Origin of the sequence: Aminobacter carboxidus (assembly GCF_014863355.1) — a bacterium.
Taxonomy (GTDB): domain Bacteria; phylum Pseudomonadota; class Alphaproteobacteria; order Rhizobiales; family Rhizobiaceae; genus Aminobacter; species Aminobacter carboxidus.
In genome coordinates this window covers 1,306,148-1,317,930 of record NZ_JACZEP010000001.1, presented here as the reverse complement: position 1 = coordinate 1,317,930, position 11,783 = coordinate 1,306,148, and the positions used below count along the sequence as shown (strand labels likewise).

The window sequence follows — 11,783 nt, the reverse complement described above, 5'->3', positions numbered from 1 at the left end:
CCGGCTCTCGCAAGCCGGGCTTCTGGAATTCGTTTTGCGCTTGGGGTTAGCGGATGAAGGCGTCGTAGCGGCGCAGCGTGACGCGACGGTTGCGCCAGTTCTCGTTCTGGGTCGGCACCAACAGGAACTCTTCGCCGTAACCTACGGTTTCCAGGGCATAACGCGGGATGCCGAACTCGCGCACCAGGGTCTGCTTCAGCGAAGCGGCGCGGCGCTCGGACAGCGCCTGGTTCGACCCGAACGAGCCGACCGCATCGGTATGACCTTCAATCAGCACACGCGCATCGGGATCGCGGCGCAGGATGCGGTCAAGGGCGTTGGCGATGTTTTCGACCTTGCCATACTGCGAATAGGGCACCTCGGCCGAACCGAAGGCGAAGTTGATCGACTGGATGTCGATCGACGGCGCCATCCGGCGCAGGTCGGGCCGGCGCTTGAATTCGCGGACGGTGACGCGCTGGTTGGGCTTGAGTTTGGTCGTCGGCGCGGCCTGAAGCTGACGCTCGATCTGCGACGCCGAAGGCGTCGTCGCCTGCGCGGCAGCGAGAGAAGGCGCGGCAAGCACGGCGATCAGCGCGGCAGCAAGCGTACGGCGGTTCAACATCTTCATTCTCCTTGCATAATTCGACCGTCAGGCCGGATCTGATGCGTGGAAAATGCCAGAACCAACCTGAAGAAGCGATGAACGGGTGGTTCAGCCGGGGTTGTGCGCCATCATGGCCGCATCACGCTTGCCGAGCGCTCAGCGAAGGTCATCGTGCGCACGGTCTCGGTCTTCTGCGCGACCGGCGAAAAGCCCATCTTCTGGTACAGCGGCAGTGCCGCCGGATGGTCTAGCGTGCAGGTCTGCACCGTCACCTTGTGCGGCCTGTAGGACCACGCGGCAGCGATAGCCGCGCCCAGGAACCAGCGGCCGATACCCTGCCCCGTTGCGTGCTCCATCATGCCGAAATAGGCGAGTTCGACTTCGTCGGGCAAATGCGGCTTGATGTCCATGAAGCCCGCCGGTGCGCCATCGAGATAGAGCACCCTGATGTCGCGATCCTCGCGGTGCAGACCTGCGGCCAGTTCGTCGTCATTGAGCCTGAGACTGTTGACCCAATGCCATTTGCGACCGACCCGGTCGGCGAGATAGCGATAATAATGCAGCGGAATCTCGCGCGTCCTGAGAAGCGCGATCTGACGGTTGACCGGCAGCGGCGGCGTGTAGGCCGGTGGGGTGTGCATTTCCAGAAAGGTGACCGTCACCTCGATGTTTTCGCTGCGGTCGACGGCCATGTTCAGGCTTTCCCCGTCACGACAGGCGTGTCGGACATCCCGCCCCATTCGGTCCAGGAGCCGTCGTAGAGCCTGACGTCGCCATGGCCAAGCGACTGCAGCGCGAGCGTGATGACAGCTGCGGTGACGCCCGAGCCGCAGGAGGTGACGATGGGTTTTGACAGATCGAGCCCTGACGCCTCGAGCGTTGCCTTCAGCCGGTCGAGCGGCAGAAGCTCACCATTCTCCGACAGCGTCACCGAAGGCACGCTGCGCGCGCCAGGCATGTGGCCTGAACGCAGGCCGGCACGCGGCTCGGGATCGGTGCCCTCGAAGCGCCCGGCAGAACGTGCGTCGGCAACCTGCGCGCTGCCTGATGCAACGATCTTGCGCATCTCGGCGAGCGAAACGACTTTGGAGGCGTCATAGTCGACGTGGAACACACCGGGTGCGGTCTTGGTTGGCTCGGCGGTCACCGGGCGCCCGGCGGCCTTCCAGCGGTCGAAGCCGCCGTCGAGAATGTAGACCTGAAACACGCCCATGATGCGGAACATCCACCAGACGCGCGGTGCGGTCTGGAAACCCGGGCCGTCATAGATGACGATGGTGTCGTCGGCCGAAATGCCCATCGACCCGACGAAACGGGCAAACAGCGACGGCGAAGGCAGCGTGTGCGGCAAGGCTGAATCAGGGTCGACGATCAGATCCTGGTCGAAGAACACCGCACCGGGAATGTGGGCGGCATCGTGCTCCGCACGCGGGTCGCGATTCTGCGCCGGCATGTACCAGGAGGCATCGACGAGCGAGAGACCAGGCGTACCCAGCCGCTTTTCCAGCCAATCCGCGTCGATGACGAAAGCGCTCTTGTCGCCCATGGCTATTTCTCCAGGTTCAGTTGGCGGGCATCGCGCCGAAGCGGATGCGGAAGCGGCGGTTCTCGCGCCCCTTTTTTTCGATCTTGCCGATGTGGATTTCGCCGATTTCGGCGGTGCTGGCGACGTGGGTCCCGCCACAAGGCTGGCTGTCGATCGAGGCATTGTCGCCGATGCAGACGAGCCTGATCTTACCGGTGCCGGATGGCGGGCGCACGTTTTTCGACTTCACCAGCGTCGGATTGGCTGCCAGCTCGGCATCGGAGATCCATCTGGTGTAAATCGGATGGTCGGCGCGGACGAGTTCCATCAGCTGGGCCGTCACATCTTCCTTGCTGAAGCCGGTGTCTGGAATGTCGAAATCGACGCGCGAATCCTCTTCGCTCACTGACGCTCCGGTGATCGGGTACGGACAAACCACCGTCAGAAGATGGCAGGCCGCATGCATGCGCATCAACAAAAGCCGCCGTGGCCAGTCGATCACAAGCTTCAACCGCTCGCCGACCTCGGCAATTGCCTGCTCCGGCGCCGGCACATGGATGATCTCGTCCTTGCTCTCGCCGGTTATCGTGGCCGCAATCGCAATCCGGCTGCCGTCTTCACGGATCAAGATGCCGGTGTCGCCAGGCTGGCCGCCCGACGTGGCATAGAAAATGGTCCGGTCGAAGATAATGCCGCCGCGGTCGTTGATACCCACGACGCTGGCCTCGGTCTCGCGCAGATAGGAGTCCTCGCGAAACACCGCCTCGGTCGAAAATGCCATCATGCCACCTGCTCGAACGGCACCGAAATGCTCGGTTCGGTCTCCATCCAGTCGGGTACCGGCAGGCTCTTGCTGCGCAGGAAATCAGGATTGAACAGCTTGGACTGGTAGCGCGTGCCGAAATCGGCAAGCACGGTCACGATCGTATGGCCCGGGCCAAGCTGGCGCGCAAGCCGGATAGCGCCGGCGATGTTGATGCCAGTGGAGCCGCCGACGCAGATGCCCTCTTCCTGGATCAGCCCGAAGACGATCGGCAGCGCCTCCTCGTCGGGGATCTGGTAGGAAAAATCGGGGGTGAAATCTTCCAGATTGGCGGTGATGCGGCCTTGGCCGATACCTTCGGTGATCGAGCTGCCTTCGGCCTTCAATTCACCTGAGGTGTAGTAGCTGTAGAGGGCAGCACCCAGCGGATCGGCGATTGCGATCTTCACCGCAGGGCTCTTCGCCTTCAATCCAATGGCCACGCCGGCAAGCGTTCCGCCGGTGCCGACCGCCGAGACGAAGCCATCGACCTTGCCTCCGGTCTGCTGCCAGATTTCCGCGGCCGTGGTGCGGATATGGCCTTCGCGGTTGGCAACGTTGTCGAACTGGTTGGCCCAGATGGCACCGTTCGGTTCGGACTTCGCCAGTTGCTCGGCCAGGCGACCGGAAACCTTCACGTAGTTGTTCGGGTTTTTGTAGGGAACGGCCGGAACCTCGATCAGTTCGGCGCCAAGCAGTCGAAGCGCGTCTTTCTTCTCCTGGCTCTGCGTGTCGGGAATGACGATCACGGTGCGGTAGCCGAGCGCCTTGGCGACAACCGTCAGGCCGATGCCGGTGTTGCCGGCCGTGCCCTCGACGATGACCCCGCCGGGCCGCAGCAGCCCGCGCTTTTCGGCATCGCGGATGATGAACAGACCGGCGCGATCCTTGACCGATTGCCCCGGGTTCATGAACTCGGCTTTGCCGAGTATCTCGCAGCCGGTTTCCTCCGAGGCCCGCTTGAGCCGGATGAGAGGCGTATTGCCGATGGCATCGATCACCGAGCGCATGAAGATTCCTTCCTAATTCGCCGGAGAACCCTAGAAATGTGAGCCCGCGCTTTCAAGGGATGAAATTCTCTGGACCAGTCGCATCTGCGCGTCAACGCGCGCGCTCTCGTCCTAGACCACGCCCTAAAACAGCCTTTCCATATGCATGCCACCCCGCTAGAGCTACGCGAGAAACTACTGCCCAGAGGTTTTAAGTGAGCACATACCGGGCCGACCCGGAACACGGGGTCGCGTGGATTACCGGCGGCAGCACCGGTATCGGACGTTGCGTTGCCCGATTGCTGGCAAGCGAAGGCTACACCGTTGCCGTCACTGTCCGGCCAAATGACCCGATCGACACGCTGATCGAAGAAACCCGTGGCATGGCTGGCAAGGTACTGTCGTTCCCGAGCGACGTGACTGACGAGGTCGGCATGGCGGCCGTCGTCGCTGCCATCGAATCCCAGGCCGGCCCGATCGTGCTCGCGATCTTCAATGCCGGCGCCTACATGCCCGTAACAGGCGAAAACCTGCGCATCGAGGCCTTCCGCCAGAGTTTTGCCGTCAATGTCTTCGGCGTCATCAACGGCCTGGTGCCGGTGACAGAACGCATGCGCAACCGCGGTCGCGGACATATCGTGTTCATGGGCTCGATCAGCTGCTATTTCGGCTGGCCGACGACGGCGGCCTATGGCGCCACCAAGGCTGCGGTCAACATCATCGCCGAAGCGCTGAAGTTCGACTTCGACAAGATGAACATCCGTACCCAGGTGATGAACCCCGGCTTCATCGACACGCCGCTGACCGAAAAAAGCGCCTACTACATGCCGGCGATGATGCCTGTCGAAGCCGCCGCAGAGCGTATCTGCAAGGCGATACGCAAAAGCGGCTTCGAGGTTACCTTCCCGCGTCGCCTGACCTGGGCAATGAAGCTGTTGTTCCTGCTGCCGCGGCCGCTCAGAGAAAAGGCACTGCGCGTTGCCACGCGCTGGACGGCGGAGCCAATGATCTATCTCAGGCGCTCAAGCTTCGACTGATTGCCGGTATCTGCCGTCGTCTCGGGCTTTGCATCGCGCGCCCAGAGGTAGATGATGATCGCTGCCCCCAGCATCAGCACGTAGAACCAGAACAGCGCCGAGTAGGCTGCCATCGGCTGGCCCGGCACCACATTGGCCGTAACCACGGCGCCTGTGGCAAACTGCATCAAACCCACGCCGCCGATGGAGAAGAAGTTCATCAGCGTCACCCCACGCCCGATCAGGTGCGGCGGCAGAAATGCACGCGCATGCGCCATCAGCAGGCCGTAACTGCCGCCTGATACGCCGATGATGACGAAGATGATCGTGACGGTGGTGATGTCCAAGACGACATTCAGCGCGAGATAGAGAATCGCCGCGAGGCCAATGGTGTTGCCGACGACGGCCACCCATTTCCGGGTGCGAAACATGGTGTCGAGCGGGCCATAGACGAAGGCGCCCGCCACCATGGCCAGCGCCATGAAGAACGTCACCTGCCCGATCAGCAATGCGTCGGCTCCGTAGACCTCAACGAGATAGGGACCTGACCAGAGACCTCTGATGCCTGTCGTCGGCGCATAGTTGATCGCGGTCAGCGGGATGATCGGCCACAGGACGCGCATGCGAAGCAGCTCGAGATAGCCGCCAAATCCTGCATTGCCGCTTTCCATGCCCTCCGGTGATTTCGGATCGCGCACCACAAAAAGCACGGCAAGTGCCGCAGCAATAGTGATGACGCCCAGGCCAGCCATCACCGGGCGCCAGCCGAACGCCTCGGCCGCCTGCGCCAGCGGCGCCGCGCCAATGACGTTTCCGGCGGTGCCGAAGGCGACCATCCATGAGGCGAGCACGGCAAAGCGGGCGATGGAAAATGTACGGGCGAAGATGAACAGCGACGACATCAGCACAGGCGCGCAACCGATGCCGATCATCGCCATGGCCGCGGTGACCATCCAGGGCGCTGTCGCCGAGGCGAAGACGAAGGCCCCGCCCCCGCCGCCGAGCAGAAGCAGCGTCGATGCGGTGCGCCGCGGGCCAAAGCGATCGAGCGAAACGCCAATGGCAAATTGCGCCAGGGCGAAGCTGATGAAGAAGGCGCCTGAGGCGAAGGACAATTGCGCCTTGGTGGCGCCGAGTTCGGCGGTGAGTGCCGGGGTCAGTACGGCCATGAACGAGCGATAGAACTGCGACAGCACATAAGCGATTGCGAGCGTCGCTATTCCGGCCATGCCGTCCCCTCAAACGAAAGGGCGGCCGAAGCACCGCCCCGACCGCCCTAACCTATTCATGCCATGTCAGCAAATGGACCAAGCCGGCCCGATCTGCTGCACAGATTACGCTGCGCGCGTATTCGGCTTGCGTGCGCCAAAGCGACGCTTGCCGCCCTTGGGTGCATTGCTATGCGGACGATCGCCCTTTGGCTTGCCGCCATTGTTGCCACGCGGACGCTGACCGTTGGGACGGCGCTCCTCGCGCTCACCACGATCGTTGGCCGCCACGAAACCGCGCGGTTCGCCAGCCGGACGTGCCGGATCGGGTTCACCAAGGTGGTCGGCGTCGATCGTCAGCTTCATGCGGATGATGCGCTCAACCTGCCGCAGCTTGGAGTTTTCCGAAGGATCGACCAGCGTGACCGCGACGCCGTTGGCGCCGTTGCGGCCGGTACGGCCGATGCGGTGAACGTAGCTTTCCGCCTCATCGGGCAGATCGAAGTTCACGACGTGGCTGATACCAGGAACGTCGATGCCGCGTGCCGCGATATCGGTAGCGACGAGGATACGGACTTTGCCGGCACGGAAGCCGTTGAGCGCGGCCTGGCGCGCGTTCTGCGACTTGTTGCCGTGGATGACGGCGGCAGGGAAGCCGTCGCGATCCAGATCCTTCACGACACGGTCGGCGCCATGCTTGGTGCGGGCGAAGACCAGGACCGAGGTCATGGCTTCGTCGGCCAGCATCTTCGCCAGGATCTGGCGCTTCTGCTTGGTGCGGGCAAGGATTATGCTCTGGCGGATTTCAGCTGCGGTCGTGCTCTGCGGCGCAACCTCGACGCGAATCGGATCCTTGAGCAGGCCCTGCGCCAGCTCAGCGATCTCAGCCGGCATGGTTGCCGAAAACAGCGCGGTCTGACGGTTGCGAGAGGTCGCCTTGGCGATGCGCTTGACGTCGTTGATGAAGCCCATGTCGAGCATGCGGTCGGCCTCGTCGAGGACAAGCCATTCGGTATCGGCCAGCACGAGGTCGCCTTCGCGGACGAGATCGGTCAGGCGGCCCGGCGTAGCAATCAGCACGTCGACGCCCGGAGCGATCTTCTTGACCTGCGAGAAACGCGACACGCCGCCGAGAACCAGCGCGGTCGAGACATGCGCGCCCTTGGCGAGGATCTTGATGGTATCTTCGATCTGCACGGCGAGTTCACGCGTCGGCGCCAGGATCAGCGCACGTGCCGTCTTGGGCCGGCGCTTGGTGCCGAGCGCCATGATCTTGGACAGGATCGGCAGCGAGAACGCCGCGGTCTTGCCGGAACCGGTCTGGGCGATGCCGAGGATGTCGCGGCCGGCCAGCTGAGCCGGGATCGACTCGATCTGGATCGGCTTGGGCTCGTTGAATCCGGCCATCTGGGTGGCCTTGAGCAGCGCGCCGGTAATGCCGAGTTTGGCGAAGCCGTTCAGCTCCGCATTGATTTCATTCGTCAATATCTTCTTCTTTCGTGCAACGGTTATCCGCCACAAACAACAATGGCGGCAGGGCGCAACCTGCCGGCCTGAATCTCTCGTGAAACGACAAGGCGGCGGACGACCGTCCGCTCGGCTGCGCTGTCGTGCCCGCTGGCCTCATGCCGCGGGTCTATTTCGCCGCCTTCCGTTACCGGAAAGGGTGAAAACAGACGCAACCAGTCTCTCTGAGGAGAAAGCCGTAAGCCCGGCTCAAGCGCCTATGACGCCGCATATGGATGATTTGGCAACAAATAGCAAGCCTCCCATGCTGCATTGCAACATCAGAGGATAGAAATGCCGGTGTCAAGCGGCTTCAGGCAGTGCCGACCACTTCGTTGAAAGTATCCAGGTCTACGTAGAATATCCTGGTGATCGCGATGATCAGATCGTCCCCCCAATAACCGTGCGATTTCAAGATGCTGACTGCGGTGAGTATGTCGACCGGTTCGGTCAGACGCCTCTTCATGCTTTCCTCGACAAACTGTTCCAACTGGCTGTTCCCTAGTCGATTGCCCAGACGCAACGAACACAGACCAGAACACGCAATCAGAGGTATGGATCGCAGCTTGCGCGGAACTTGCCGGCGCGAGCGGCAGCTCCGTCTTCAATTGGGATAACGCGGGCAAGGCGGCCGACTCACAAGGCCGCCATCAGGTTAGCATAGCCACGCAGGTGCGCTACCGCAGCCGCGAGCCGGCCTCTGCCGAGGTCGCGACGTCGAGGGCAAGGCGAACCATGTCGGTGAACAGTTCCTGGCGCTCTGTTGAATCCGTATCCTCGTGGTTGACCAGGCTGTCGACCACCGTGCAGATCGACAAGGCCCTGGCGCCAAAACGAGCAGCGACCGTGTACAGCGCGTTGGTTTCCATATCGACGGCCAACGCGCCATGGGCACGCACCCCGGCAAAACGGCCAAGGACATCGGGGTGATAGAACACGTCGCTCGACGCCGTCTGCCCGACATGGTGGACAAGGCCCATTTCCGCAGCCCGACGCGCGGCGCGACACAGCAGTTCGAAGTCGGCGCTCGGCGCGTAGTCGTAGACACCGAAAAGCTGGCGATTGATGGCGCTGTCGCTGCTCGACGATTGCGAAATGACCAGACTGCGCAGCCTGACGTGCTCAGCCAGGCCGCCGCAAGTGCCGACGCGGATCAGTGTCCTTGCGCCATATGTCTCGAGCAATTCATGGGCGTAGATGGCGAGCGATGGCGCACCTATCCCGGTGGTGTGCAGGCTGATCGGGTTGCCTAGATAGCGGCCTGTGTAAGCGAGCGCGCCACGCACCCGGTTCACGCAGCGGACGTCCTGCAGGAAGGTAGCGGCGATCCATTCGGTACGCTGGGGATCGCCCGGCAATAGAACGGTTTCGGCGTAGTCGCCTGGTTTCGCTTCGTTATGTGGCGTTGTCTGCATCTGTCATCCCCGACGACGCTTGCCCAGCATGATGGCATGATCGCCACATACGGGAAAGCTAATAGACGTTAGGGCAGAACTGAATACGTAGCGACTAGCTCTCGAGCACCTCTTTGACAACCGTCGCCAGTTGCTTGAGCGAGAACGGCTTGGGCAGGAAGCCGAACTGGGCATCTGCAGGCAGGTTCTTGGCAAAGGCGTCTTCGGCATAACCTGAAACGAAGACGAACTTGATATCGGGCTGGCGCTGGCGCAGTTCGCCAAGCAGCGTCGGCCCATCCATTTCAGGCATCACCACATCTGAAACGACGATGTCGATCTGGCCCTTGAGCTCATCGAATATCTCGAGCGCCTCGACGCCTGACGACGCTTCGTGCACGGTGTAGCCACGCGAGGTCAGCGCCCTCACCCCGCCCATGCGTACGGCATCCTCGTCCTCGACCAAGAGCACAGTCGCCGAACCGGAAAGGTCCTTGGCAACGTTGTTTTGTGCTGCTTCCGACTGCTTGGCGGCAACAGCAGCCGCCTCAGCGCCGGACTTCGCCTCTTCCACCGGCACAGCCTTGGCAACGTGGCGCGGCAGGAAGATGCGGAAAACGGTTCCCTTGCCGACTTCAGAGTCGCAATAGATGAAGCCGCCGGTCTGTTTGATGATGCCGTAGACCATCGACAGGCCCAGGCCAGTGCCCTTGCCGACTTCCTTGGTGGTGAAGAACGGCTCGAAGATCTTCTTCAGCACTTCAGGCGCGATACCGCTGCCTGTGTCCTCGACTTCGACGACGACATAGTCGGTCGGCACCAGTTCGCGATAGCCATAGGCCTTGCACTCTTCGAGCGGCACGTTCTTGGTCCGGATCATCAGGTCGCCGCCGTCAGGCATCGCATCGCGCGCATTGACAGCGAGATTGACCACCACCTGCTCAAACTGACCGATGTCAGCACGGACCGGCCAGAGGTCGCGGCCATGATCTATCTTGAGCTTGATGCTGTTGCCGACGAGGCGAGCCACAAGCGTGCGCAGATCGGCGAGCACGTCGGTGAGGCTCAGCACCTCCGGACGCAGCGTCTGCTTGCGCGAGAACGCCAGCAGCTGCCGCACCAGCGAGGCTGCACGATTGGCGTTCTGCTTGATATTCATGATATCAGGGAAAGACGGATCCGACGGACGGTGATTGGTCAGCAACAGGTCCGATGCCATGATAATGGCGGTCAAAACGTTGTTGAAGTCGTGCGCGATGCCACCGGCGAGTTGCCCCACCGCCTGCATCTTCTGGCTCTGCGCCATCTGGTTTTCGAGCGCCTTCTGCTCGGTGGTCTCGACCGCATAGACGATCGCTGCCTCTTCGGCGCCCTCAGCATCCGAACCATCGGCCACCGCATTGACGTAGAAGCGCATATGGCGCTCCTCGTTGTCGGGCATCACGGTGTCGATCGGGGCGATGTCGGCCTGGCGCTGATGCGCCTTTTCGAGCGCTGCCGCGAATGCAGCGCGATCTCGGTCGTGGATGACCGTGTCGAGACGGACCTTGCGGTCGACGGCATCCCGGTCGACGACTGACGAAAACAGCGACAGGAACGGCGCGTTGGTGCGCAGGATACGGCCATTGTGGTCGACGCCGGCGATCGCCATCGGTGTCGAATTGAAGAAGCGCGTGAAGCGCACCTCCGATGCACGCAACTGCGCCGACGAATCCTCGCCCTGGGTGCGGTTGAGCACGATGGTGCGCGTCGGCCCGTTGACGCCTTCGCGGCTTGCCGAGACACGGTGCATGAAGCGCACCGGCAGGGCCTCGCCTGCGATGGTCGCAAGGTCGAGATCGATGACGGCGTTGCGCGTCGTTCCTGGGTCGGCCTTGACCGAGCGAACAAGCGCCATGCCGTCGCCGGCGACGACCTCGTCAAGCGTTATAGCACCCGGCGTGAAGCTTGCCAGGTCGATGCCGAGCCATTCGGCCAAGGTTGCGTTGACGTAGGTGATGCGGCCATCCTGATCGGCCGAGAAGAAACCGGCCGGAGCATGGTCAAGGTGATCGATGGCCTGCTGCAGATCGAGGAAAAAACGCTCCTGCTCTGCCCTTTCAGGCGAAATGTCGGCGAGTTGCCAGGCATTCAGCGGCTGGCGCTGGCTCGGCACATTGAAGGCGCGGGCCCGCACGCGGTACCAGCGGGCACCGGGCGCGGCACCCGGGCGAATGGATTGCGCAAGGCGGAACTCACCATCGTTGGCCTCGCCATCGCGCAGGCCGGATGCCAGTTGCGAGATCGTCGCCGATGCTTCGGGCACATCCGACAACAGGCCCTCGACCGTCTTCAGGTCCGACGCCGTCGTCGCTCCGGTCATGTCCGCATAGGCGCGGTTGGCATAGACGACGCGGCCTTTGGCGTCGGTCAGGACGAGACCTTGCGACATCGAGTCGACAAAAGCCTTGGAAAGCCCGTCGGCAGGCGAGCGTGGCGCGATCTGGACGAAGCCGATGGCGGTCGCGAAGAGATAGCCAACGCCGACCATGGCCAGCACGCCGAGCATGCCCATCAAGAACGGGTCGCCAAGCCGCTCGCGGAAGATGCCGAAGACAATCGCCGCGCCGGTCAGCACGACGATGAAGATGATCAGCCGGGTGATGGCATCGGGGCGCGCTGCCTGATCGACGATCGGAACCGGATAGAAGTCGTTGCGCGTTTCCTTGGCCATGCCCCTGCGAGTCTCTCCGGCTCCCTCGTACCGGAGCGGTTGAA

At 62.5% G+C, this 11,783-nt stretch carries 11 protein-coding genes; 1 reads left to right on the top strand and 10 read right to left on the bottom strand.

Annotated elements, in window-relative coordinates; translation table 11 throughout:
- Positions 1-46: 46 nt before the first annotated feature.
- The 5 genes from IHE39_RS06225 to IHE39_RS06205 form a co-directional block, all read right to left on the bottom strand.
- Positions 47-604 carry an OmpA family protein gene (locus tag IHE39_RS06225; RefSeq protein WP_184774267.1) on the bottom strand — a complete coding sequence of 186 codons (558 nt, stop codon included), beginning with the start codon at positions 602-604 and terminating at the stop codon, positions 47-49.
- Positions 605-714: 110 nt separating this feature from the next.
- Entirely contained in the window at positions 715-1,278 is a 564-nt protein-coding gene (locus IHE39_RS06220) for a GNAT family N-acetyltransferase (RefSeq protein ID WP_192565840.1), read from the bottom strand.
- 2 nt (positions 1,279-1,280) lie between these two features.
- Positions 1,281-2,132, bottom strand: coding sequence for a 3-mercaptopyruvate sulfurtransferase (gene sseA, locus IHE39_RS06215; protein WP_192565839.1), 852 nt, complete (start codon positions 2,130-2,132; stop codon positions 1,281-1,283).
- Between the two features lie 16 nt (positions 2,133-2,148).
- On the bottom strand, positions 2,149-2,892 hold the full coding sequence (locus IHE39_RS06210) for an alanyl-tRNA editing protein (protein WP_192566065.1): 744 nt from the start codon (positions 2,890-2,892) through the stop codon (positions 2,149-2,151).
- Positions 2,892-3,923, bottom strand: a complete 1,032-nt coding sequence (locus IHE39_RS06205; RefSeq protein WP_192565838.1) for a cysteine synthase A — start codon at positions 3,921-3,923, stop codon at positions 2,892-2,894. Before IHE39_RS06205 ends, IHE39_RS06210 begins: the two co-directional genes overlap by 1 nt.
- Before the next feature lie 194 nt (positions 3,924-4,117).
- On the opposite strand from IHE39_RS06205, the gene IHE39_RS06200 reads away from it, so the two are divergent.
- Positions 4,118-4,939, top strand: a complete 822-nt coding sequence (locus IHE39_RS06200; protein WP_192565837.1) for an SDR family NAD(P)-dependent oxidoreductase — start codon at positions 4,118-4,120, stop codon at positions 4,937-4,939.
- Here IHE39_RS06200 and IHE39_RS06195 read toward each other — a convergent pair.
- The 5 genes from IHE39_RS06195 to cckA all read right to left on the bottom strand — a co-directional run bounded on the left by IHE39_RS06195 (position 4,912) and on the right by cckA (position 11,739).
- Positions 4,912-6,147 (bottom strand): MFS transporter, encoded by a 1,236-nt coding sequence (locus IHE39_RS06195; RefSeq protein WP_192565836.1) that lies wholly within the window; start codon positions 6,145-6,147, stop codon positions 4,912-4,914. The genes IHE39_RS06200 and IHE39_RS06195 overlap by 28 nt on opposite strands.
- A gap of 105 nt (positions 6,148-6,252) precedes the next feature.
- Entirely contained in the window at positions 6,253-7,611 is a 1,359-nt protein-coding gene (locus IHE39_RS06190) for a DEAD/DEAH box helicase (protein WP_192565835.1), read from the bottom strand.
- A gap of 334 nt (positions 7,612-7,945) precedes the next feature.
- Complete coding sequence (locus tag IHE39_RS06185; protein WP_184774253.1) at positions 7,946-8,122, bottom strand: hypothetical protein; 177 nt, start codon at positions 8,120-8,122, stop codon at positions 7,946-7,948.
- Positions 8,123-8,309: 187 nt separating this feature from the next.
- The gene (gene deoD / locus IHE39_RS06180) at positions 8,310-9,047 is read right to left on the bottom strand and encodes a purine-nucleoside phosphorylase (protein WP_192565834.1); all 738 of its coding nucleotides are present in this window, start codon (positions 9,045-9,047) and stop codon (positions 8,310-8,312) included.
- Between the two features lie 94 nt (positions 9,048-9,141).
- Complete coding sequence (cckA, locus tag IHE39_RS06175) at positions 9,142-11,739, bottom strand: cell cycle histidine kinase CckA (protein WP_184769176.1); 2,598 nt, start codon at positions 11,737-11,739, stop codon at positions 9,142-9,144.
- Positions 11,740-11,783: the final 44 nt, after the last annotated feature.